This window comes from Kitasatospora sp. NPDC022856, from assembly GCF_055561235.1.
Genome location: NZ_JBVHHE010000011.1, coordinates 115,017 through 138,722, shown reverse-complemented (window position 1 = coordinate 138,722; position 23,706 = coordinate 115,017). Strand labels below are relative to the sequence as shown.

The 23,706-nt window shown below is 75.1% G+C and carries 18 protein-coding genes; 13 read left to right on the top strand and 5 right to left on the bottom strand.

All coding sequences use genetic code 11. The features are described 5' to 3' along the window. Positions 1 to 126: 126 nt before the first annotated feature. Positions 127 to 2,238 carry a putative bifunctional diguanylate cyclase/phosphodiesterase gene (locus ACZ34W_RS16160; RefSeq protein ID WP_329490672.1) on the bottom strand — a complete coding sequence of 704 codons (2,112 nt, stop codon included), beginning with the start codon at positions 2,236 to 2,238 and terminating at the stop codon, positions 127 to 129. Beyond that, positions 2,235 to 3,041 (bottom strand): SAM-dependent methyltransferase, encoded by an 807-nt coding sequence (locus ACZ34W_RS16155; RefSeq protein ID WP_465604455.1) that lies wholly within the window; start codon positions 3,039 to 3,041, stop codon positions 2,235 to 2,237. The genes ACZ34W_RS16160 and ACZ34W_RS16155 overlap by 4 nt, the downstream gene beginning before the upstream one ends. A 163-nt stretch (positions 3,042 to 3,204) precedes the next feature. Here ACZ34W_RS16155 and ACZ34W_RS16150 point away from each other — a divergent pair, with 163 nt between their 5' ends. Together ACZ34W_RS16150 and ACZ34W_RS16145 are read left to right on the top strand one after the other, a co-directional pair. Then, on the top strand, positions 3,205 to 4,986 hold the full coding sequence (locus ACZ34W_RS16150; RefSeq protein WP_329490670.1) for a glycoside hydrolase family 15 protein: 1,782 nt from the start codon (positions 3,205 to 3,207) through the stop codon (positions 4,984 to 4,986). Positions 4,987 to 5,068: 82 nt separating this feature from the next. Next, positions 5,069 to 5,560: an SRPBCC family protein gene (locus tag ACZ34W_RS16145; protein WP_329490669.1), complete on the top strand. Its 492-nt coding sequence runs from the start codon at positions 5,069 to 5,071 to the stop codon at positions 5,558 to 5,560. A gap of 3 nt (positions 5,561 to 5,563) precedes the next feature. Here ACZ34W_RS16145 and ACZ34W_RS16140 read toward each other — a convergent pair whose 3' ends face one another. Then, a complete protein-coding gene (locus tag ACZ34W_RS16140) occupies positions 5,564 to 6,178 on the bottom strand; it encodes an antibiotic biosynthesis monooxygenase (protein WP_465604450.1) in 615 nt (204 codons plus the stop codon). A gap of 210 nt (positions 6,179 to 6,388) precedes the next feature. On the opposite strand from ACZ34W_RS16140, the gene ACZ34W_RS16135 reads away from it, so the two are divergent. From ACZ34W_RS16135 to ACZ34W_RS16105, 7 genes are all read left to right on the top strand, one after another. Next, positions 6,389 to 7,597: an aminotransferase class I/II-fold pyridoxal phosphate-dependent enzyme gene (locus ACZ34W_RS16135; RefSeq protein ID WP_465604447.1), complete on the top strand. Its 1,209-nt coding sequence runs from the start codon at positions 6,389 to 6,391 to the stop codon at positions 7,595 to 7,597. 219 nt (positions 7,598 to 7,816) lie between these two features. After that, a complete protein-coding gene (egtA, locus tag ACZ34W_RS16130) occupies positions 7,817 to 9,070 on the top strand; it encodes an ergothioneine biosynthesis glutamate--cysteine ligase EgtA (RefSeq protein WP_396488174.1) in 1,254 nt (417 codons plus the stop codon). After that, a complete protein-coding gene (gene egtB, locus ACZ34W_RS16125; RefSeq protein WP_465604444.1) occupies positions 9,067 to 10,485 on the top strand; it encodes an ergothioneine biosynthesis protein EgtB in 1,419 nt (472 codons plus the stop codon). Before egtA ends, egtB begins: the two co-directional genes overlap by 4 nt. Next, the gene (gene egtC / locus ACZ34W_RS16120) at positions 10,485 to 11,222 is read left to right on the top strand and encodes an ergothioneine biosynthesis protein EgtC (RefSeq protein WP_465604441.1); all 738 of its coding nucleotides are present in this window, start codon (positions 10,485 to 10,487) and stop codon (positions 11,220 to 11,222) included. The genes egtB and egtC overlap by 1 nt, the downstream gene beginning before the upstream one ends. A gap of 52 nt (positions 11,223 to 11,274) precedes the next feature. After that, on the top strand, positions 11,275 to 12,258 hold the full coding sequence (egtD, locus tag ACZ34W_RS16115; RefSeq protein ID WP_329490663.1) for an L-histidine N(alpha)-methyltransferase: 984 nt from the start codon (positions 11,275 to 11,277) through the stop codon (positions 12,256 to 12,258). Between the two features lie 118 nt (positions 12,259 to 12,376). Continuing rightward, positions 12,377 to 13,807: a sugar porter family MFS transporter gene (locus ACZ34W_RS16110; protein WP_329490662.1), complete on the top strand. Its 1,431-nt coding sequence runs from the start codon at positions 12,377 to 12,379 to the stop codon at positions 13,805 to 13,807. A 120-nt stretch (positions 13,808 to 13,927) separates the two neighbouring features. Beyond that, a complete protein-coding gene (locus ACZ34W_RS16105; protein ID WP_465604437.1) occupies positions 13,928 to 15,352 on the top strand; it encodes a nitric oxide synthase oxygenase in 1,425 nt (474 codons plus the stop codon). On the opposite strand, the gene ACZ34W_RS16100 is transcribed toward ACZ34W_RS16105, so the two are convergent. Next, positions 15,295 to 16,002, bottom strand: coding sequence for a TetR/AcrR family transcriptional regulator (locus tag ACZ34W_RS16100; RefSeq protein ID WP_465604434.1), 708 nt, complete (start codon positions 16,000 to 16,002; stop codon positions 15,295 to 15,297). The genes ACZ34W_RS16105 and ACZ34W_RS16100 overlap by 58 nt on opposite strands. 133 nt (positions 16,003 to 16,135) lie before the next feature. Between ACZ34W_RS16100 and ACZ34W_RS16095 the strand changes: the two genes are divergently transcribed. The 4 genes from ACZ34W_RS16095 to ACZ34W_RS16080 all read left to right on the top strand — a co-directional run bounded on the left by ACZ34W_RS16095 (position 16,136) and on the right by ACZ34W_RS16080 (position 20,952). Further along, positions 16,136 to 17,284, top strand: a complete 1,149-nt coding sequence (locus tag ACZ34W_RS16095; protein ID WP_359809935.1) for an acyl-CoA dehydrogenase family protein — start codon at positions 16,136 to 16,138, stop codon at positions 17,282 to 17,284. A gap of 44 nt (positions 17,285 to 17,328) precedes the next feature. Further along, positions 17,329 to 18,516: a thiolase family protein gene (locus ACZ34W_RS16090; RefSeq protein ID WP_329490659.1), complete on the top strand. Its 1,188-nt coding sequence runs from the start codon at positions 17,329 to 17,331 to the stop codon at positions 18,514 to 18,516. Positions 18,517 to 18,635: 119 nt separating this feature from the next. Then, a complete protein-coding gene (fabG, locus tag ACZ34W_RS16085; RefSeq protein WP_329490658.1) occupies positions 18,636 to 19,394 on the top strand; it encodes a 3-oxoacyl-ACP reductase FabG in 759 nt (252 codons plus the stop codon). Between the two features lie 196 nt (positions 19,395 to 19,590). Further along, positions 19,591 to 20,952: a S53 family peptidase gene (locus ACZ34W_RS16080; protein WP_465604428.1), complete on the top strand. Its 1,362-nt coding sequence runs from the start codon at positions 19,591 to 19,593 to the stop codon at positions 20,950 to 20,952. A 113-nt stretch (positions 20,953 to 21,065) separates the two neighbouring features. Here the strand turns inward: ACZ34W_RS16080 and ACZ34W_RS16075 are convergent, their stop codons facing one another. Further along, positions 21,066 to 23,309: a hypothetical protein gene (locus ACZ34W_RS16075; RefSeq protein ID WP_465604425.1), complete on the bottom strand. Its 2,244-nt coding sequence runs from the start codon at positions 23,307 to 23,309 to the stop codon at positions 21,066 to 21,068. Positions 23,310 to 23,706: the final 397 nt, after the last annotated feature.

The window sequence follows — 23,706 nt, the reverse complement described above, 5'->3', positions numbered from 1 at the left end:
GCCTCATCGTGCCCAGGTGACCGCCGTCACGTCAAGTAGTTTGTCCGGATTTTGCCTGATTCGTCGGGCCGAGGTGCTCGCCTGGTTCGTCCGGCGGTGCCGGCGGCACCCGCCCGGGCCGGCCGGTCAGCCGACCGGCCGGCCGCCCGGCTCCTCGGCGATCCGGCGGGCGATCTCGGCCGGTCGCACCGGCCGCCCGAAGTGCCAGCCCTGCGCCCAGTCGCAGCCGATGCCGCGCAGCCGCTCGGCGTCCCGGAGGGTCTCCACGCCTTCGGCCGTGACCGTCAGGCCCAGCGCGTGCGACATCGACACCAGGCCGCTGACGATCCGCCAGCCGGTGGCCGCGTCCTTGGCCGGGTCGTGCAGGTCGCCGACGAAGGAGCCGGCGATCTTCAGCCCGGAGACCGGCAGGTCACGCAGGTAGGCGAGGTTGGACCAGCCGGTGCCGAAGTCGTCCACGGCGAGCGAGACGCCCTGGTCGACCAGCCCGTGCAGGGTGCGCAGCGCCTCGTCCTCCGGGCCGACCACGGTGGACTCGGTGATCTCCAGCTGGAGCCGGGCCGGGTCCAGCCCGGTGGAGTCGAGGATCCGGCCGAGATCGGTCACCAGTGCGGCGCTACGGGCCTGACGGACCGCCAGGTTGACGTTCAGCTGGGGCGCGTCGTCGCCGAACCGCTTGATCCAGTCGGCCGCCTGGCCGCAGGCCTGCTCCAGCACCCAGCGGCCGAGCGGCATGATCAGGCCGGTCTCCTCGGCGGTGGTGACGAACTCGTCCGGGCCCAGCACGCCCAGCTGCGGGTGGCGCCAGCGCACCAGCGCCTCGACGGCGGCGAGCCGGCCGTCGGCCAGCGCGTACAGGGGCTGGTAGTCGATGAAGAACTCGCCGCGGTCGAGGGCGGCCGGCATCCGGACCGAGACCGCGTAGCGGCTGACCGCGCGGGCGTTCTCCTTGGGGTCGAAGAGCGTCCAGCGGCCGCGGCCGGCCTCCTTCGCCCGGTACAGCGTCAGATCGGCGGCGCGGACCGCGGCGCCCGGCGTGGTGGTCGAGATGCGCCGCTCCAGCACGCCCACGCTGGCCCCGACGGCGAGCTTGTGATCGCCGATCAGGACCGGCCCGGCGAGCGCCTTCAGCACCGTCTTGGCGGCGGCGACGGCCTCCTGCTCGCCGCGGCAGTTCTCCAGCAGGACGACGAACTCGTCGCCGCCGAGGCGGGCCACCAGGTGGCCGAGCGGGGTGAGGGCGGCCTTCAGCCGGGCGGCGACGGCGGCCAGCAGCTGGTCACCGGTGTCGTGGCCGAGGCTGTCGTTGACCACTTTGAAGCCGTCGAGGTCGACGTAGCAGAGGCCGAACCGGGCGCCCGGGTCCGGCTCCTCGAAGAGCTTCTCCAGCCGCTCGAAGAAGGCGGCCCGGTTGGGCAGTCCGGTCAGCGGGTCGTGGGTGGCCTGGTGGCGCAGCCGCTCCTGGAGCCGGTAGCGGTCGGTGATGTCCTCCAGCATGGCCACCTGGTACTGCGGCCGGCCGTCGTCGTCCCGGATCAGCGAGACCGTGAGGTGGGTCCAGACCACCTCGCCGTCGTGCCGGTAGTACGGCTTGTCGACCTGGAAGTAGTCCCGCTTGCCGCTGATCAGCTCCTCGTACGCCTCCCAGACGCCGGGGGTGTCCTCGGGGTGCACGAGGTCGCCGACCCGGCGGCCCCGCATGTCCTCCGGCGCGGCCCCGAACAGCTCCTGGAGCGCCTTGTTCACCGCGAGGATGTTGCCCTCGGTGTCGCCGATGCCGATGCCGATCGCCGCGCTCTCGAACAGCGCGCGGAACCGCGCCTCGGAGGCGCGCAGCGCCCGCTCGGCCTCCCGCCGGGCGCTGTCGGCGGCGGTCCGGATGGCCTCCTGCTCGCGCAGGGTCCGCTCGCGCAGGGCGGCCGCCCAGCCGGCCGCGAAGGCCCCGCAGAGCGCGGGCCCGCGGTCGTCGGCCGCGGGGTGCTCCTGGAGCAGTTCGAGGGCCCGGGCCAGCACCACCGGGTCGGTGAAGTGGGCGTCGACGAGTTCGGCGCCCGCCCGGGCGGCCAGCCCAGGGTCGAACGGCTCGCCCAGCTGGGCGCGGTGGAGCAGCGCGGCGGTCCGGGAGACCAGCCTGCCGAGCAGGCCGGGGTGGACCGCCGTGCCGTGGTCGCCGGAGAGCAGCCGCGCCCAGTCCTCGTGGAACCGATCGGCGCTGCCGGGTGCCGGCGCTTCGTTCACCGGCGGAACCCCACGCCCGCCATCCCGGTCATCCGCTCGGGGTGCCGGCCGACCGCCTCCGGCTGCTCGGGGCGCCACTCGGGGAGGTAGACCACACCGGGCTCGACCAGCTCGAACCCCGCGAACATCGCGGTGATCTGCTCGCGGGTGCGCATGGTCAGCGGGGTGGGCGTCATCCGGTACAGCTTCTGGTGGTCCTCGGCCTGGTCGGGCCGGCCCTCCAGGGAGGCGTGCGAGAGGATCAGCGCGCTGCCCGGCGGGAGCGCCTCGCGCAGCACCTCCAGCAGCTTCCACGGATCCTCGGAGTCGCTGACGAAGTGCATGACGGCGACCAGCAGCACGGCCACCGGCTCACCCGGCGCGAGCAGCGCGGTCACCTCGGGGCGGCCCAGCAGGTCGTCGACGTCCCGGACGTCGGCCTGGACGACGGAGCAGCCCTCGTCCTCCGCCAGCAGCAGCCGACTGTGCGCGACGGCGACCGGGTCGCGGTCGATGTACACCACCTCGGCCTCGGGGCGGATCGCCCGGGCGATCTCGTGCACGGTGCCGAAGGTCGGGATGCCGGAGCCGATGTCCAGGAACCGGGTGATGCCCTGCTCGGCGGCGAACTGCACGCCGCGGCGCAGGAAGGCCCGGTTGGAGCGCATGATCTGCGGCAGCTCCGGCCAGAGCGCGATCGCCTGGCGGGCCATCTCCCGGTCCACCTCGAAGTTGTGCGAACCGCCGAGGTAGTAGTCGTAGACCCGGGCGGCGTTCGGTTTGTCCAGGTCCGTACCTTCCGGTACCCAGTTCGGTCGCCGCATCCTCGGGACTCCTTCATTCCGGTTCCGGTGAACCAGTCGCCCCGTGGGACTGCTGGTTCTGATGAGACTACAAGCACACAAGATCCTCCTCTGCACGCCGAACGCGTGCAAGCGGAATCGCCCCGTCCTGCCGAGGACGCGCCCCGGCCGGAGAATGGACCCGATGGCCGGACGGATCGAGGACTACGCCCTGATCGGCGACCTGCAGACCGCCGCGCTGGTCGGGCGGGACGGGTCGGTCGACTGGCTCTGCCTGCCCCGGTTCGACTCCCCCAGCTGCTTCGCCGGGCTGCTCGGCGACCGGCAGCACGGCGCCTGGCGGCTCGCCCCGGCCGGCGGCGCGCGGTGCTCCGCGCGCCGCTACCGGGGCGACAGCCTCGTCCTGGAGAGCGACTGGCACACCGCCGACGGCACCGTCCGGGTGACCGACTTCATGCCCCAGCGCGGCCGGGGCGGCCAGCGCTCCCCGCAGCTGATCCGGATCGTGGAGGGCGTCGAGGGCAGCGTCCCGGTCCGCGGCGAGCTGCGGCTGCGGTTCAACTACGGCCGGATCGAGCCGTGGGTGCGCCGCACCGGCCGGCACCGGGTCGCCGTCGCCGGGCCCGACTCCGCCTGGCTGCGGGTGCCGCCCGAGGTCCACACCTACGGAGTGGACGGCGTCACCGTCTCCGACTTCACCGTCACCGCCGGCAGCCGGGTGCCCTTCGTCCTCACCTGGCAGCCCTCCCACCTGCCCACCTCCCCGCGCACCGACCCGGAGGAGGCCCTGCTCGCCACGCTGCGCGACTGGCAGCACTGGGCGGCCGGCTGCCGCTACCGGGGCGAGTGGCGGGAGGCCGTGCTGCGCTCGCTGCTCACCCTCAAGGCACTCGCCTACGCGCCCACCGGCGGGATCGTCGCCGCGCCCACCGCCGCACTGCCCGAGCGGATCGGCGGCACCCGCAACTGGGACTACCGCTTCTGCTGGCTGCGCGACTCCTCGATGACGCTCTCGGCGCTGCTCCGCGGCGGCTTCCGCGACGAGGCCGCCGCCTGGCGCCGCTGGCTGCTGCGCGCCATCGCCGGCGACCCGGGCGACCTGCAGACCGTCTACGGCGTCGCCGGGGAGCGCGTCCTCGGCGAGATCTCCGCCGACTGGCTGCCCGGCTACGAGGGCTCCCGGCCGGTCCGGTTCGGCAACGCCGCCGTCGACCAGCTCCAACTCGACGTCTACGGCGAGGTGGTGGACACCCTGCACCTGGCGCTGCTGGCCGGCCTGCCGATGGAGCGGCACGTCTGGACGCTGTTACGGACCCTGATGGCCTACCTGGAGCAGCACTGGCGCGAACCCGACGAGGGCCTCTGGGAGGTGCGCGGCGAGCGGCGCCACTTCGTCCACTCCAAGGTGATGTCCTGGGTCGCCGCCGACCGCGCGGTGCGGATGGCCGAGGCCACCGGGCTGCCCGCGCCCGTGGCCCGCTGGCGGGCGATGCGCGACGCCGTGCACGCCGACGTCTGCGAGCACGGCTACGACCGGCGGCGCGGCGTCTTCGTCCAGCACTACGGCGGGCAGGGCTTGGACGCGGCCACGCTGTTCGTCGTCAAGTGCGGCTTCCTGCCGCCGGACGACCCGCGCGTGGTCCGCACCGTGGACGCCGTCCGGGACGGCCTGGACCACGGCGGCCTCGTCCTGCGCTACCGGACGCACCGGCACACCGACGGCCTGCCCGGCGGCGAGGGCGCCTTCCTGGCCTGCTCGTTCTGGCTCGCCGACGCGCTCGTCGCCACCGGGCGGCGGGCCGAGGCCCGCGACCTGTTCGCCCGGGTGGTCGGGCTCGCCAACGACCTCGGCCTGCTCTCCGAGCAGTGGGACCCGCGCGCCCGCCGCCAACTCGGCAACACCCCGCAGGCGTTCACCCACGTCGCCCTGGTCAACACCGCCTTCGAACTGTCCGAGCCCGCCTAGGGCTCCCCCGGCCCCGGGGTCGGTGGAGCCGGTCAGCGGAGGTCCGCCCCCGGGGCCTGGCCGGAGGCCCTAGAGTTCGGCCGTGGACCTCAACCACTACCGGTTCCGCGACGTGTGGCGGCTGGCCGCGCCGCCGGCCGCGGTGTACGCCGCGCTGGAGGACGTCCCGGGCTACCCGCTCTGGTGGCCCGAGATCCGCGCGGTGCGGCGGTTCGGCCCGGACGACGGCGAGGCGGTGGTGCGGGCGCTGCTGCCGTACCGGCTGGTGATCGGGCTGACCGTGGTGCGGCGCGACCCGGTGGCCGGCGTCCTGGAGGTCGCGATGCGGGGCGACCTGGTCGGCTGGTCCCGCTGGACGGTCGGGGCGGACGGCACCGGCGCCCGCGCCCTGTTCGAGGAGGACGCCCGGCCCGGGCACCCGCTGCTCCGGCGCCTCGCCGTGCCGCTGCACCCGGTGTTCCGCGCCAACCACGCCGTCATGATGCGCCGCGGCCGCCGCGGCCTGGCCGCCCACCTGGCCCGCCGGGACCCGGGCGACCGGCCGGGCGGCACACCGGCCGACCGCCCGGCGTGACATCTAGACCCGGTCGGTGCGACCGAACAGCCAGCCGCGCAGCAGCCGGGTGACCACCGGCAGGGCCGCGTACGTCATCAGCGCGCTGATCAGCGGCGCGGTGACCAGGGCGCGAACCGCCACCGGCAGGCCGGCCAGGTGCGGGGTGAGCAGCAGCCCGGAGGTGACGGTGAGCGGCGCGATCGCCGCCGTGGAGGCGACCGCCATCCGCCAGCGCACCGGCGGGCGGCCCTTCGCCGCCGACCGGGTGGTGGCGAACCAGCCCTCCATCCCGAGGATCTCGTGCCGGTGCACCTCGTGGTGGTGCCCGTCCGCCGCGGCGAAGCAGGCCGCCCGGGCCGGCGAGGCCTGCCAGGAGCGGAACGCCCCGCCGTCACGGAAGTGCAGCAGCAGGTGCCAGGGGTCGTCCGGCCCGGCCGGGCGCAGCAGTCCCGTGCCGAGGTTGCCCTCGTGCCCGGCGGCCGCGGCGAGGATCCCCTTCGCCCACCGCTCGAACGCCTCCTCGTGACCGGGCTCGACCCGCCGGGCCACGAACAGCGAGACCTCGTCGTCCGGCCCGCCCCGGTCCGCCGCGGGCGCCGCCCGGCCCGCCCGTCCTCGCAGTCCCACCAGTCCCATCGGTCCCGCCCTTTCCGGGTGTCCCCGTGCGTCCCCGGTCGCAGCCGTCCCGCAGCGTACGGCCCCGCCGGGCGGCCGCGCCCCTGCCGACCGCTCCTCGGGACGCGGGTCGGTGCCGGCGGCGGCCCGCCCGCGCCCTGGTGACCCGGCCCGCCCGGGCGGTTAGCGTGGCCCGGGACCGACCCCACCGCCGCCCGGGAGGCGCCCGCCATGACGACCCCGTCGGACGACCCCGGCCACGCCCCGGGCCACGCCCCCGACCGGCTCTTCGGGCGGGCCTTCGACCGGACCGGCACCGGGAGCGGCAAGTGGGCCCGGACGGCCGGCGCGGCCGGCGTGATCGCGATGGGGCTGGCCGACATGGACCTGCCCGGCCCGCCGGCCGTCGCGGCGGCGCTGGGCCGGCGCGCGCGGCACCCGGCGTACGGGTACACGGTGTGCGACCCGGCCGGCCGGGAGCTGGTGGCCCGCTGGTACCGGGACCGGCACGGGGTGGAGATCGACCCGGCGTGGGTACTGCTGCTGCCGTTCGGACCGCGCACCGCCGTCCGGCTGCTGCTGGAGGCGGTGCGACCGACCGGGCCGGTGCTGTTCCCGGCGCCGGAGTGGGGCGGCTTCGCCCAGGTCTGCCGGGCCGCCGGAGTGGCCCATCGGGAGCTGCCGCTGGCCCGGGACGCCGCCGGCTACCGGCTGCCGCTGGACGCCTTCGCCGGGCACCGGGCCGGGGCGGTGCTGCTGAGCAGCCCGCACAACCCGTCCGGCCGGGTCTGGACCGCCGAGGAGGTCCGCGCCCTGGCCGAGGCGGCGGCCCGGGGCGGCGGGGTGCTGCTCTCGGACGAGGTGCACGGCGACCTCACCCACCCGGGCCACCGCCACCCGGTGGCCGTCGCGGTCGCGGGCCCCTACCGGGATCGGACCGTCACCCTCAACTCGGTCGGCAAGACCTTCAACACCTCCGGCATCCCCAGCTGCTTCGCGCTCGTGCCGGACGCGGCGCTGCGCGAGCGGCTCACCGGGGTGATGGCCGGGTACGGCCTGTGGGAGGGCGGGCTGCTGGAGCAGGTGGTGCAGGAGGCGGCGCTGCGCGACGGCGGCCCGTGGCTGGACGCGCTGCTGGACCACCTGGCCGCCGCCCGGGACCGGCTGACCGGCGTGCTCGGAGAGGCCGTCCGCTCCGCGCCGGAGGCCTCCTACCTGCTCTGGCTGGACGCCGCCGCGCTCGGCCTGCCGCCCGTTGGCGCCCGGGCGGCGCTGCTGGAGCGGTGCGGCCTGGAGGCCTCCGACGGCGGCGACTTCGGCCCCGGCGGCGAGGGCTCGCTGCGGCTGAACTACGCCCTGCCGGAGCCCGCGCTGGCGGCTGCCGTGGGTCGGCTGGAACGGCTCCGAAATCCCGGCATCACCCGATTGCACCGCCTCTGACCTGCGACGACATCTCTTCACGAGATGTTTGCGGAGCGCCCCGGCATGGTCCGTAGCAGACTGGGCAGGGTAGACCGGGCCGCAATCGTGATCCCGAGGATGGTGAGTCCGGTGATACCCGTTCGCCCGACCAGCCCGACCAGCCCGACCGACCGCCAGGGCACCGATCCGCCCACCGGGAGCGTCACCCCGCTCACCGAGTCGACGGCGCGCCGCCACATGGCCGGCGTCTGCTTCAAGATCGGGCCGCCCCGGCTGGTCGGCGTGGAGGTCGAGTGGTTCGTCCACGACGACCGATGTCCGACCGGCCCCGTGCTACCGGAGCGGCTGCACGCCGCACTGGAGTCACTGCCACTGGGCGGCGCCGACGGGACGGTCCTGCCGTCCGGTGCCCGCCTCACCCTCGAACCCGGTGGACAGGTCGAGCTCAGCTCCCCGCCCGCCGACGGCATCGTCGCCTGCGTCGACGACACCCGCCGTGATCTCGCCACCCTGCGGGCCGCCTTCGCGGCCCAGGGTCTGCGGCTCACCGGCACCGGTACCGACCCCCTGGCCCGTCCCCGCACGATGGTGCTGGACCACCCCCGCTATCTCGCGATGGAACGGTTCTTCGACTCCGCCGGACCCTGGGGCCGGATCATGATGACCGGCACCGCCTCCGTGCAGGTCTGCCTGGACGCGGGGGCCGCCGACGGCCCGCACGCGCTCGACCGGCGCTGGCGCCTGACCCACCAGCTCGGTCCGGTCCTGGTCGCCGCCTTCGCCAACTCCCCCCTGCTGGACGGGAAGCCCACCGGGCACCGGTCCACCCGGCAGATCGTCTGGTCCCGGATGGATCCCACCCGCACGCTCGCCCCGGCGCCCGACCACGGCGATCCGCGCGAGGCCTGGACCAGGTACGTGCTGGACGCCGAGGTGCTCTGCATCCGCCGCCCCGAGGGCCTGCCGTGGACGGCGCCGGCCGGCCTGACCTTCCTCGACTGGCTGCGCGGCGGCGGCGAACGCCCGCCGACCCTCGCCGACCTGGACTACCACCGCACCACGCTGTTCCCGCCGGTCCGCCCGCACGGCCACCTGGAGCTGCGGATGATCGACGCCCAGCCGGGCGACGGCTGGATCGTCCCCGCGGCCCTGGTGACCGCGCTGCTGGACGACCCGAAGGCCGCCGACGCGGCGCTGGCCGCGCTGGAGCCGCTGGAGAGCGCCACCGGGCCGCTCCCGCCGCGCAGCGACGCGTGGCGCCGGGCCGCCACCCTGGCGGTCGCCGATCCCGCGCTGCGCCGCGCCACCCTCGCCTGCTTCGCCGCCGCCGACGCCGCGCTGGGCCGCCTGCCCGGCGCCGAGCGACTGCGCACCGCCGTCGCCGAGTTCGCCGAGCGCTACCCCGCGCGCGGCCGCTGCCCGGCCGACGACCAGCTGGACGCCCTGCGCTCCGGCACCCGACGCACTCCCCCGGAGGAGGCCGCACCATGATCGACGACGCCCGCCCGACCGGCTCCCGCACCGCCGGGGCGACCGGCCCCGGGTCTCCGCCCGCGGCCTCCCCCACCCCGCCGGCCGGCCCGTCCCCCGAGGGCCTGCCCCCGGCGGCCCTGCGCGAGGCGATCGCCACCGAGCTGCTGGCCGCCCGGACCCGCACCGCCGCGCTGACCGACTGCGTCGAGGACCACGACCTCACCGCCCAGCACTCCCCGCTGATGTCCCCGCTGGTCTGGGACCTCGCGCACATCGGCAACCAGGAGGAGCTCTGGCTGCTGCGCAACATCGGCGGCCGGGAGCCGATGCGCCCCGAGATCGACCCGCTCTACGACGCCTTCGAGCACCCGCGCGCCGAACGCCCCAGCCTGCCGCTGCTGCCGCCGGCCGAGGCGCGCGCCTACGCGCACGAAGTCCGCGGCCGGGTGTTCGACCTGCTGGAGGCCAGCCCGCTGGAGGGCGCTCCGCTGCTCGACGCCGGCTTCGCCTTCGGCATGATCGCCCAGCACGAGCAGCAGCACGACGAGACCATGCTGGTCACCCACCAGCTGCGCCGCGGCGAGCCCGCGCTGGCCGCTCCCCCGCCGCCGCCCGCACCGGCGGACGCGGCGGCGCTGCCCGCCGACGTGCTCGTCCCCGCGGGCCCGTTCACCATGGGGACGGACACCGAGCCGTGGGCGCTGGACAACGAGCGCCCGGCGCACCGGATCGACCTGCCGGCCTTCCGGCTGGACACCACGCCGGTCACCAACGGCGCCTATCTGCGGTTCATCGCCGACGGCGGCTACGACGACCCGCGCTGGTGGACGGCCGAGGGCTGGGAGCACCGGCAGCGGGCCGGGCTGACCGCCCCGCTGTTCTGGCACCGCGAGGGCGCCCAGTGGCTGCGCCGCCGTTTCGGCACGGTCGAGCCCGTCCCCGAGGACGAGCCGGTGCTGCACGTCAGCTGGTACGAGGCGGACGCCTACGCCCGCTGGGCGGGGCGGCGGCTGCCGACCGAGGCGGAGTGGGAGAAGGCCGCCCGGCACGACCCGGCCACCGACCGCTCCCGCCGCTACCCGTGGGGCGACGGCCCGCCCGCCCCGGAGCACGCCAACCTCGGCCAGCGCCATCTGCGCCCGGCCCCGGCCGGCAGCTACCCGGCCGGCGAGTCCCCCTACGGCGTACGGCAGTTGATGGGCGACGTGTGGGAGTGGACGGCCAGTGACCTCCACCCCTACCCCGGCTTCCGGGCCTGGCCCTACCGGGAGTACTCGGAGGTCTTCTTCGGACCCGAGTACAAGGTGCTGCGCGGCGGCTGCTTCGCGGTCGCGCCGGTGGCCTGCCGCGGCACGTTCCGCAACTGGGACTACCCGGTCCGGCGGCAGATCTTCGCCGGGTTCCGCACCGCGGCCGACGTGGCGGCCGGCTGATGTGCCGCCACCTCGCCTACCTCGGCGCACCGGTGACGCCCGGGGAGCTGCTGGTGGAGCCGCCGTTCGGGCTCTACCGGCAGTCCTGGGCCCCCCGGGCGCAGCAGTACGGCACGGTCAACGCCGACGGCTTCGGCCTCGGCTGGTACGCGGACGGCGACCCGACCCCGGCCCGCTACCGGCGGGCGGGGCCGATCTGGGCGGACGCCTCCTTCGCCGACCTCGCCCGGGTGATCCGCACCCGGGCGCTGGTGGCGGCCGTCCGCTCGGCCACCGAGGGCTGCGCGGCGGGCGAGGACGCGGCCGCGCCGTTCGCCGCCGGGCCCTGGCTGTTCAGCCACAACGGCGCGGTGGCCGGCTGGCCGGACAAGCTGGACGCGGCGGCCGGGCGGCTCTCCCCGGCCGAGCTGCTGGAGCTGCCGGCCCGGACGGACTCGGCGCTGCTCTGGGGCCTCGCGCTGCACCGGCTGCGCGCGGGCGCGGGCCTCGGCGAGGCCCTGGCCGGCGCCGTCGCGGACGTGACCGCGCACACCACCGGCCGGCTCAACCTGCTGCTGACCGACGGCCGGGCGATCGCCGCCACCGCCTGGGGCGACACGCTGCACCACCGGAGCCTGCCGGGTGCGGGCGTCGTGGTGGCCTCCGAGCCCTACGACGACCACCCGGACTGGACCGTCGTCCCGGACCGCTCGCTGCTGCTGGCCGGCCCGGACGGCGTCGTGGTCCGCCCGCTCTGAAATCTCCCTCGCTCCTCTCACCTTCACTTTTTGAACAGAGGATCCATCTGTCATGAGCATCTTTGATCTCACCCGACTGCTGCCCGCCGACCACTTCAGCACCGCGCTGCGGCACGACGTGCGCGAGGGGCTGACCGCCGATCCCAAGTGGCTGCCGCCGAAGTGGTTCTACGACGCCCGGGGCAGCGAGCTGTTCGAGGAGATCACCAGGCTGCCCGAGTACTACCCGACCCGCGCCGAACGGGCCATCCTCACCGACCGGGCCGGCGAGATCGCCGCCGCCACCCGGGCCCGCACGCTGGTGGAGCTGGGCTCGGGCTCCTCGGAGAAGACCAGGCTGCTGCTGAACGCGCTGCGCGACCTCGGCACGCTGGACAGCTACGTCCCGGTGGACGTCAGCGAGAGCGCCCTGACCGGTGCGGGCGAGGCGCTGGCCCTGGACTTCCCCGGGCTGTCCGTGCACGCGGTGCTCGCCGACTTCACCGCCCGGCTCGGCCTGCCGCCGGAGGGCGGGCCGCGCCTGGTCGCCTTCCTCGGCGGCACCCTCGGCAACCTGCTCCCCGCCGAGCGGGCGGTCTTCCTGCGCCGGCTGCGGGCCGCGCTCGACCCCGGTGACTTCCTGCTGCTCGGCACCGACCTGGTCAAGGACCCGCAGGTGCTGGTGGCCGCCTACGACGACGCGGCGGGGGTGACGGCGGAGTTCAACCGGAACGTGCTCAACGTGCTGAACCGGGAGCTGTCCGCCGACTTCGACCCGACCGCGTTCGAGCACGTGGCGCTCTGGGACCGGGAGCGGGAGTGGATCGAGATGCGGCTGCGCTCGCTGCAGGAGCAGACCGTGAAGATCCCCGCGCTGGACCTGCCGATCCACTTCGAGAAGGGCGAGGAGCTGCGCACCGAGGTGTCGGCCAAGTTCCGCCGGGAGCGGGTGGCCGAGGAGCTGGCGGCGGCCGGCCTGCGGCTGAGCCACTGGTGGACGGACGAGGAGGGCCGGTTCGGGCTGTCCCTGGCCTCGCCGGTGGCCGAACAGGTTTGACAGTTCACTTTACTAATAGGCAAGGGGACTTGTCGGGCATCCCACATACAACACTTGAACATTGACGGGTTACGATCGCGGCTACCAAGCTCAGCGTTGAGTATCAGGAGTCAAGATCGTGAGCGTCACCCAGCAGCCCTCGGAGCCCGTGGCGGCGGAGGTTCGATCCTCCGACCGCCTCGGCTTCGTCGTGTTCATCACCGCCGCCGCGGCCCTCGGCGGGTTCCTGTTCGGCTACGACAGCTCCGTGATCAACGGCGCCGTCTCCGGCATCCAGGAGAAGTTCGGCGTCGGGGACGGCGTCACCGGTCTGATCGTCTCGTCCGCGCTGCTGGGCTCGGCGGTGGGCGCCGCGCTGGCCGGCCGCTTCGCCGACCGGTACGGCCGGATCAAGGTGATGAAGGCGGGCGCGCTGCTCTTCGCGGTGAGCGCGGTCGGCTCGATGCTGCCGTTCGCCGCCTGGGACCTCGCCGGCTGGCGGGTCCTCGGCGGCGCGGCCATCGGCATCGCCTCGGTGATCGCCCCGACCTACATCGCCGAGGTCGCGCCGACCCGCTACCGGGGCCGGCTGGCCTCCTTCCAGCAGGCCGCGATCGTCCTCGGCATCGCGATCTCGCAGCTGGTCAACTGGGTCCTGGCGGACGCCGCCGGCGGCGACACCCGCGGCCGGCTCCTCGGCCTGGAGGCCTGGCAGTGGATGCTCGGCATCTGCGTCGTGCCGGCCGCCGTCTACTTCGTGCTCGCCTCGATGATCCCCGAGTCCCCGCGCTACCTGATCTCGGCCGGCCGGCTGGACGAGGCCCGCACGGTGCTCACCGAGGTCGAGGGCGAGGGCTCCGACACCGACGCGCGGATCGCCGAGATCCAGGGCCTGATCGCCTCCGACCACCGGCCGCGCTTCGGCGACCTGCTCGGCGGCCGGTTCGGCCTGCTGCCGATCGTCTGGGTCGGCATCGGCCTCTCGGTCTTCCAGCAGCTGGTCGGCATCAACGTGATCTTCTACTACTCGTCGATCCTCTGGCAGTCCGTCGGCATCGACCAGAGCAACTCGCTGCTGATCAGCTTCATCGGCTCGGTCATCAACATCCTCGGCACCGTGGTCGCGATCCTGCTGGTGGACCGGATCGGCCGCAAGCCGCTGGCCCTGATCGGCTCGGCCGGGATGGCCGTCGCGCTGGCCGCCTGCGGCTGGGCGTTCTCCTCGGCCACCGGCACCGGCGACGACGTCGCCCTGCCCGACCTCCAGGGCACCGTCGCGCTGATCTCCGCCAACGCCTTCGTGCTCTTCTTCGCGATGTCCTGGGGCGTGGTGGTCTGGGTGATGCTCGGCGAGATGTTCCCCAACCGGATCCGGGCCGCCGCGCTCTCCGTCGCCGCCTCGGCGCAGTGGATCGCCAACTGGGCGATCACCGTGTCGTTCCCCTCGCTCTCGCGCTGGAACCTGTCGGCGACCTACCTGGTCTACGCGGGCTTCGCGGCCCTGTCGCTGGTCTTCGTGGCGAAGTACATGAAGGAGACCAAGGGCGTCCGCCTGGAGGACATGGGCTGATCCGACTGTCGGACCTTCGGCCCCCGCACCCTAGCGCCCTCGGCGCGGGTGCGGGGGCCGAATCGTTCACTCTCTGCGGCGGGGCGCCTACCTCCGGTACTCCTGTTCGGCAGGAGGGATGTGTCCTTGATCTTCAACCGGCTTCGCACCCGCAGCACCCGCCCGACCCGTCGCCCCGCACCGGCTCCGACGCCGGCCGCGGTGCCGGCCCCGAGTGGCGGCTGCCCGTTCGCCCACGCCCACCCGGCCGCCGAGCAGCCGCACGGGCCCGAACCCCTGCCCACCACCGTGCACGGCACCGGCGTCCGGTACCTCGTCGACCCGGGGCGCGCCGAGGCCGGGCGGCCCACCGTGGCCGACCGCCCCACCGGCACCGATCCGTTCGCCGGTCTCCGCACCGATCCGCTCGCAGAGCCGTTCGGCGAGGCGTTCACCGGACCCGTGGCCGAGCCGTTCAGCGAGCCCTTCACCGACCCCGACGCGGCCGCCGACTTCGTCCGCCAGTTCCACCGCGAGCAGCCCGGCACCGGCGACCCGACCGGGCGGGTGCTGGCGGTCCTGGACGAGATCGACCGCACCGGCACCTACCAGCACACCCCTGCCGAACTCGCCTACGGCGCCCGGCTCGCCTGGCGCAACGCGGCCCGCTGCATCGGCCGGCTGTACTGGCGCAGCCTGGTGGTGCGCGACCTGCGGCACCTGGCCTCGGCCGACGACATCGCCACCGAGTGCTTCGAGCACCTGCGGGTGGCCTCCAACGGCGGCCGGATCCGCCCGGTGATCTCGGTGTTCGCCCCCGACCGGCCCGGCCGCCCGGCCGCCCGCATCCTCAACCAGCAGCTGGTCCGCTACGCCGGCCGGCCCACCGGGCACGGCTTCGTCGGGGACCCGGCGGGCGCGCGGCTGGCGGCCCGCGCCCGGGACCTCGGCTGGAAGTGCGGCGAGGAGCGCTTCGAGGTCCTGCCGCTACTGGTGCAGGAGCGGCCCGGCGCCCGCCCCGAGTGGTACGAACTGCCGGACGACACCACCCCCGAGGTCGAGCTCAGCCACCCCGACCACCCGTGGTTCGCCGAGCTCGGCCTGCGCTGGTACACGGTGCCCGCGATCAGCGACATGACGCTGGAGATCGGCGGCGTGCGCTACCCCACCGCCCCGTTCAACGGCTGGTACATGGGCACCGAGATCGGCGCCCGCAACCTCGCCGACGCCGACCGGTACGACATGCTGGCGACCGTCGCCGACCGGCTCGGCCTGGACACCTCCAGCGACCGCACGCTCTGGCGCGACCGCGCGCTGGTGGAGCTCAACGTCGCGGTGCTGCACTCGTTCCAGGAGGCCGGGGTGACGATCGCCGACCACCACACCGAGTCGGAGCGGTTCCTGAAGCACATCGCCCAGGAGAAGCGGCTCGGGCGGCCCACCCCTGCCGACTGGAGCTGGATCGTGCCGCCGGTCTCCGGCGGGCTGACCCCGGTCTACCACCGCTACTACGACCCGGTGGACCCGTCACTGCGCCCCGCCTTCGTGGCGCGCCAGCCCTGGTGAGGCCGCGGCGCCGCCCCGTCGACCGTCCGCTCGTACCGGAGCAGCAGCCCGTCGAGCAGCGCTTCGAGACCGGTCTCGAAGGCGCCCTCGTCGATCGCGCCCCGGTGTTCGGCCAGCCGGTGGGCCTGGCCGAGGTGCGGGTAGTCGGCGGCGTCGTACAGCCCGGCGTCCTCGGGGAAGCCCGCCGCGAAGGAGGCCAGCGCCGAGCCGGTGACGAAGTACCGCATCAGCGCGCCGATCCGGGTGGCCTGCCCGCGCGGCCAGCCGGCCTCGACCAGGCAGCCGAAGACGGCGTCGGCCAGCCGCAGCGCGTTCGGGCGGCGGCCGGGGCCCTGGGCCAGCACCGGGACGATGTTGGGGTGCGCGGCCAGCGCGGCGCGGTAGGAGCGGGCCCAGTCGCGCAGCGCCCGCGGCCACGGCGCGCCGGCGGTGAACATCGACAGGTCGACCTCCCCCATCACGCTGTCCACCACCGCGTCCAGCAGCTCGTCCTTGGTCGCGACGTGGTTGTAGAGCGACGGCCCGCTGACCGACAGCTCGGTGGCCAGGCGGCGGGTGGAGAGGGCGTCCAGCCCCTCGGCGTCGATCAGCCGCAGCGCGGTGGCGACGATGAGCTCGCGGCTGAGCAGGGGTGTGCGCGGGCGGGCCATCGTCGCGGTTCCTCCGGTCGAGTGGGGTGAGGACCGATTCTGGCAGGCGCCTCTTCCCAGCGCGGCCCGGTCGGGGCTACAGTCCCGGTAAAACTTGCACCGCTAGTTTACCGGAGCCCGACGAGGTGGCGCGATGAATCTGGAGCTGACCGAGGAGCAGGCCGCCCTCCGGGACCTCGCGGCGGCCTTCACCGACCGCGAGATCGTCCCGCACGCGGCCGCCTGGGACCGGGCCGAGTCCGTCGACCGCGCGGTGATCGGCAAGCTCGCCGGCATCGGCCTGCTCGGCCTCACCATCCCCGAGGAGTACGGCGGCAGCGGCGGCGACCACCTCGCGTACTGCCTGGCCCTGGAGGAGCTGGGCCGGGGCGACTCCGCCGTGCGCGGCATCGTCTCGGTCTCGCTCGGCCTGGTCGCCAAGTCGGTGAACGGCTACGGCACCGAGGAGCAGAAGCGGCACTGGCTGCCCCGGCTCACCTCCGGCGAGTCGCTCGGCTGCTTCGCCCTCACCGAACCCGGCACCGGCTCGGACGCCGCCAACCTGACCACCCGGGCGGTCCGGGACGGCGACGACTGGCTGATCAGCGGCGCCAAGATGTTCATCACGAACGGGACGTGGGCCGATGTCGCGCTGGTCTTCGCCCGCACGGGCGGACCGGGCCACCGGGGCATCACCGCCTTCCTCGTCCCCACCGACCTGCCCGGCTTCACCCGCACCGAGATCCACGGCAAGCTCGGCCTGCGCGGCCAGGCCACCGCCGAACTCGCCTTCGACGCCGTCCGCGTCCCCGACGGGGCCCGGCTGGGCGAGCTCGGCAAGGGCTTCACGGTGGCGATGGCCGCCCTGGCCAAGGGCCGGATGTCGGTGGCGGCCGGCTGCGTCGGCATCGCCCGGGCCTGCCTGGAGGCCGCCGTCCACTACGCCGGCGAGCGCGAGCAGTTCGGCCGGCCGATCGCCTCGCACCAGCTGGTCCAGGAGCTGCTCGCCGGCATCGCCGTGGACGTCGAGGCCGCCCGGCTGCTCACCTGGAAGGTCGCCGACCACATCGAGCGCGGCCTGCCGTTCGCCACCGAGTCCTCCGTCGCCAAGCTCTACGCGAGCGAGGCCGCCGTCCGGGCCGCCAACAACGCGCTCCAGGTCTTCGGTGGCTACGGGTTCATCGACGAGTACCCGGTCGGCAAGTACCTGCGCGACGCGCGGGTGATGACCCTCTACGAGGGCACCAGCCAGATCCACAAGCTGCTCATCGGGCGTTCGCTCACCGGCGTCAACGCCTTCTGACCGCCACTCACCGGACAACCCCACCGGATAAGGAGCCCGACGACGTGCGTCCTGTCTACTTCGCCGCAGCCCGCCGCACACCCATCGGCCGGCTGCGCGGAGCGCTCGCCACGGTCCGCCCGGACGACCTCTCGGCCACCGTGCTGCGCGCCCTGCTCGCCGATGTCCCCACCCTCGACCCTGCCCGGATCGACGACGTCTACTGGGGCGCCGCGAACCAGGCCGGCGAGGACAACCGCAACGCCGCCCGGATGGCCGTGCTGCTCGCCGGCCTGCCCGACAGCGTCCCCGGCGCCACCGTCAACCGGCTCTGCGCCTCCGGCCTGGAGGCCGTCACCCAGGCCGCCCGGGCGATCGGCTCGGGCGAGGCCGACGTGGTGCTGGCCGGCGGCTGCGAGTCGATGACCCGCGCCCCCTTCGTCCTCCCCCGGCCCGACGAGGCGCTGCCGCACCGGATCGAGACCTTCGACACCCGGCTCGGCTGGCGGCTCACCAACCCGCGGATGGCCGAGCTGCACGGCGTGCTCTCGATGGGCGAGACCGCCGAGGAGGTCGCCGCCCGCCACGGCATCACCCGGGAGCGCCAGGACGCCTTCGCGCTCCGCAGCCACCGGCTGGCCGCCGCCGCCCGCAAGGACGGCCACTTCGACGCCGAGCTGGTCCCGGTCGAGCGGCCGGACGGCGTGACCGTCCACCAGGACGAGAGCATCCGGGAGGACACCGGCCCGGAGAAGCTCGCCCGGCTGAAGCCGGCCTTCCGCCCGGGCGGCACGGTGACGGCGGGCAACGCCTCGCCGATGAACGACGGGGCGGCCGGCCTGGTGCTGGTCAGCGAGGAGGTCCTGGGCGAGCTGGGCCTGCGGCCGCTAGGCCGGTACGTGGCCGGCGCCTCGGCCGGGGTGCACCCGGACGTGATGGGCATCGGCCCGGTGCCCGCCACCCGCAAGGCGCTCGGCCGGGTCGGCTGGTCCGTCGCCGACCTGGAGGAGGCCGAGCTCAACGAGGCCTTCGCCGCGCAGGTGCTCGCCAGCGTCGACCAGTTGGGCCTCGACCCCGAGCTGGTCAACCCGACCGGCGGGGCGATCGCGCTCGGCCACCCGCTGGGCGGCTCCGGCGCGCGGATCCTCACCACCCTGCTGCACCGGATGCGCCGCAACGGCACCCGGCGCGGGCTGGCCACCATGTGTGTCGGAGTCGGCCAGGGCACCGCCGTCCTGGTCGAATCCCCCTGAGCGCCGGCCGTCGTCCCGTCCCCCGAATCGAGGCCGACCGCGAGGCCGACCTCGCGGTCGCAGGCGCAGTCGCAGTCGCAGTTCCCCTCGCAGTCGAAGTCGAAGTCGAAGGAGTTGTCGTGACCCGTTTCGCAGGAAAGGTCGCCGTCGTCACCGGTGCGGCCCAGGGCATCGGTGCGGCCACCGCGCGGCTGCTGGCCGAGGAGGGGGCCGCCGTCGCGGTGGTCGACCTGACCGCCGAGCGGGCCGCCGGCACGGTCGAGGAGATCACCGCCAAGGGCGGCACCGCGCGGGCGTACGGCTGCGACGTGGCCGACTACGACGCGGTGGAGGCGGTCTTCGCCGAGGTCGCCGGGGACTTCGGCGGGGTGCACATCCTGGTGAACAACGCCGGGATCACCCGGGACAACCTCTTCTTCAAGATGACCAGGCCCGACTGGGACGCGGTGCTGACGGTCAATCTGACCAGCGCCTACAACTGCAGCCACGTGGCGCAGAAGTACATGACCGCCCAGAAGTACGGCAAGATCGTCTCGCTCAGCTCGCGCTCGGCGCTCGGCAACCGGGGCCAGGCCAACTACGCCGCCGCCAAGGCGGGCATCCAGGGCCTGACCGCCACGCTGGCGATCGAGCTGGGTCCGTTCAACATCAACGTCAACGCCGTCGCCCCCGGCTACATCGCCACCGCGATGACCGCCGCCACCGCCGAGCGGGTCGGCGCGACGGCCGAGGACCACCAGGCGGAGGTCTCCGCCCGGACGCCGCTGCGGCGGGTCGGCCGGCCGGAGGAGATCGCCTCGGTGGTCGCCTTCCTCGCCAGCGAGGACGCCTCCTACGTCAGCGGGCAGACGCTGTACGTCAACGGTGGGGCACGCTGAGATTTTCTGACGTTTCGTCAGATAGCCGTCCCGGGTGGTGGGTTACCTTCACCTGGGACGGCCTTTACCCTTTCCGGTGGCCTGCGCGAGCATGCCGACGGGTACGGAATGACTATGGCATGATCATGCTGCTGTCGATGGGATGGCCGGACCGACCCGACCGGTCCAGGTCGGGCCCTGCGTCCCAAGGAGTCCCATGGGCAGCCCCGCCACCCTCCGCCGTGCCCTGGCCCTGCTCGTCGTCGGGGCCACCGCCCTGACGGCCGGCACGCTCGGCGTCCCGGCCGTCCACCCGGCGGCCGCCGCCGGCCTCGCGGGCGTCCACGTCCGCCCCGCCTCGACGGGCCACCTCAGCGCCGTCGGCCGGGACGCGCCCCTGCCCACCTCCCAGTGCGTCAGCCAGATCGGCATCCACTGCTACTCCCCGCTCCAGTACCGGACCGCCTACAACCTCGACCCGCTGTACCGCGAGGGCATCACCGGCAAGGGCCGCACGATCGTCATCGTCGACTCCTTCGGCTCCCCGACCATCCAGCACGACCTGGAGGTCTTCGACAAGCAGTGGGGCATCCCGGACACCCAGGTCGAGGTGGTCAAGTGGGGCGACGTCCCGGTCTTCGACCCGACCAACCCCGATCACACCGGCTGGGCCGGCGAGAGCACCCTCGACGTCGAGTACGCCCACGCCGTCGCCCCCGGCGCGCACATCATCCTGGTCGAGACCGGCGTCTCCGAGACCGAGGGGACGACCGGGCTGCCCGAGATGATGGACGCCGAGAAGGCCCTCATCAGGTCCGGCCGCGCCGATGTGATCTCGCAGAGCTTCGGCGCCACCGAGAACACCTTCCCCGGCTTCGACAAGGGCGACTTCAGCTCGCTCACCGGCCTGCGGTACGCCTTCCAGGAGGCCGCCGCACACGACGTGACCGTACTCGCCGCCTCCGGCGACACCGGCGCCACCGACTACCAGGCCAACGGCGAGGACCTCTACCCGGGCAGGGTCAACTCCTGGCCCTCCGCCGACCCGCTGGTCACCTCCGTCGGCGGCACCCGGCTCAGCCTGGACGACGCGGGCCGGCGGACCGCCCCCGACCAGGTCTGGCACGACAACTGGGGTGCGGGCGGCGGCGGGACCTCCGCCGTCTTCGCACGCCCCTGGTACCAGGCCGGCGTCGCCCGCGTCACCGGCAACCACCGCGGTACGCCCGACCTCAGCATGAGCGCGGCGGTCGACGGCGCGGCCTGGACGTACGAGTCCTACGACCCGGCGACGGCCGGCTGGCACATCACCGGCGGCACCAGCGAGTCGACCCCGATCTTCTCCGGCGTCGTCGCGCTCGCCGACCAGCTCGCCGGGCACCGGCTCGGTCAGCTCAACGGGCGGCTCTACGGGCTCGCCCTGCTCCCGCAGCAGTGGAGCGGCCTGGTCGACGTGACGGCGGGCGACAACTCCTGGGACACGGTGACGGGTTACCGGGCCGCCAAGGGCTACGACCTCGCCAGCGGGCTCGGCACCATCGACGCCGCCAGGTTCGTGCACGCCCTCGCGGGCCGGTAGCGCCGGTCCGGGCGCCGGGAGCCTGGAGCCGCGTGCGGCGGAGCGGGCGGCCGGGTGGGCCGCCCGCTCCGCCGTGCCGGGGCACCGGTGCGGCGGTGCGTCTGGGCGCCGGCTCAGGCGGGGTCGGGGCGGGGGGCGGCGAGCTGGGCCAGGTGGCGTTCGGCGGCGCGCAGCTTGCGCCCGTCGGGGCCCGGGAGGTGGGCCCGCATCTCGATGATCTCGGGGGCGATCCGGATCGCCTCCGCGCGGTCCGCGATCGCCCGCCAGCAGGCCTCGGCGTTGGTGGCCGCCTGCTGGGTCTCCGGGTAGTCCGGACCCTGGGAGCGCAGCAGCGTCAGGGCCACCTCGCGGTAGATGTCCGCCGCCTCGACCGACTTCCCGGCCAGCCGGCAGACGTGCGCGCGGACCTGCCGCACCTGGAGCACGGGCGCGGAGACGGCGCCGTGCTCGGCGATCGCCTCCAGTTCCAGGGCGAAGGCGAGGTCGGTGGCGGCGGCGTGGTCCCCGGCGTCGGCGCTGCGGACGATGCGGCCGATCACCTCGCGGTAGTCGTCGCGGGGGCGGGGCGCCTCGGGGGCGGGGGCTTCGGGGGCGGGGGCGGGAGCCGGTTCGGGCTCGGGCGCAGCGGCGGGCTCCGGCTCAGGAGCGGGCTCCGGCTCGGGCGCGGCGTCCTTCGGCTGCGCCTCCGCGAGCCCGTCCACCGGCGGCTCCTCGGCCGGCCCGCGGTCCGCGGGCACCGCGTCGGCGGGCACCGCGTCGGCGGGCACCGCGTCGGCGGGCACCGCGTCGGCGGGTGCAACGTCAACGGGTGCCGCCTGCGCGGCCGCCTCGTCCGCCGGGCGCGCGTCCGTGGACGGCGCCTTGCCCAGGGTCACGCCCGACGTCACCGGCGGGCGCCAGGCGTAGGCCTTCAGCAGGTCGACCGGCCGCGCCGGGGGCGGGGGTGTCGGCGGCACGCCGGGCTTCAGCAGGTTCACCGGCCCGTCGGACGGCGCCACCGCGGCAGGTCTCAGCGGCACGGGCGCGGGTGCCGAGCCGGCCGCGGGTGCCGAGCCGGGTGCCGGGAAGACCGGTGCGGCGGCCTTGTCGAGGGTCACGGCGGGCCGGGCGGCCGGGGCGGCGTCGCGCTGGACCGGCGGACGGGGCAGCAGCGCGGCGGGGCGCGGGCCCTCGTACGGAACGGCCTCCGGCAGCACACCGTCCGTCCGCCGGGCGGTGTTGCGGAAGAACGGCCGGTTCGGCGCGTGGGTGGCGAGGATGACGACGTCCGGGCGCAGCACCGAGTACACCTGCTGGCGCAGCTGTTCGGGCGCGAGGACGGCCTCGGCACCCGGGCGTCCCCCGTGCAGGGCCTCGATCAGCGCGCGGGTGAAGGTGCCGATCTGCTCCGGGTCCGGGCTGACCACCGCCCAGAGCGGAAGGCCGTCGGCGAGCGGCGAGACGGTGCCCTGGAGGTAGGGCCAGGCGTTCTGATCGGCGCTCAGGTCGGCGATCACGAGTGTCTGCCAGTCGGCGGGCCGGTGACGCAGCTCGGCGGCGACGGACTGCCAGGCGATGCCGTCCTGGCGGACGCTCCCCGACTTCGAGTCCCGCAGGGTGAGGTGGAGTTGGCCGCCGCGCTTGTCGGCGAGCAGGTGGCCGCCGAGGTGGACGAGCAGCGGACCGGGGTGCCGGGCGGCGGCGCGCAGGTGGGCGAGCACGGTGTGCGGGTCGCTGGCGCCGGGGAGGTGGACGGCGTCCACCGCGTCGGCCGCGAGGAGCACCTGGGGCGAGACGGCGGCGAGCATCGCGGAGAGGACGGGCGCCTGGGCGGGTCCGCCGCGCCCCCAGGTCCGGCGGCCGGCGTTGCCGTAGCCGCCCTCGACCACCAGGATCCGCCCGCGCGGCGCGGACCCGAGACCGCCCGGTCCGGCGCCGAAGCCGTGGGCGGGGGCCGTGCCGTGGGCGGGGGCCGTGCCCTGCGCCGGGGTGGTGCCGTGCGCGGGAGTCGTGCCGTGTGCCGGGGTGCCGCCCGGGACGGTGAACGGCAGCGGGGTGGCGGTGGACGGTGCGGCGGGCGCCGCCGCGGCGGGCGGCGGGGCGACGACGGACATCCCGGTCATGGTCCAGCCGGTGGGCGGCGCCATCGGCGCGGCCGGGGCCGGGACGGGCGGCTCGTACAGGGCCGGAGCCGGGACGGACACCGGCGCGGCGGTCTGCACGGCGGCCGGGACGGCCGCGGGCGGCTCGTAGAGGGCCGCGGGACCGGGCGGGTGCTCCTCGTACGGATTGCGCGGCGGCCACGGCGGTACGGCATCCCCGGGGCCCTGGTCCGCACCGGGACCGGGGCCTCCTGGGACAGCTGTCGACTCCGCCATCTCTGGTCACCGCCCCGCCCCGCCGCTGAGCGGCGTCTGCTGCCCTTGCCCCGTGGCGCCTGCGACCACGTCCGTCAGCGCCACCCTACGAGATCCCGGCACACCCGAGCCAGGCCGGGTGGGCGATCACCGCCCCGCCGCCGGGGCCCGCCGCGTCGCCGCTGCTCAGCCGCCGCGCCCGGGCGTCCGCCGAGCGGGCCCGCACGCGCGTACGCGCCCGAACGGCCGTGGGCGGACGGCACGGTCGGCGCTCCGCCCGCCGCGCGGGCGGCCCTGCGCCCCGGGGCTTCTGACGGCCGGTGACCGGAGGGCCGCCGCCCCTGACGCGAACCGCCGCCGGTCGGCGGGCCTGCCCTTCCGACCCCGTGATCCGACCCCATCGTGCAACGGGCCGCCC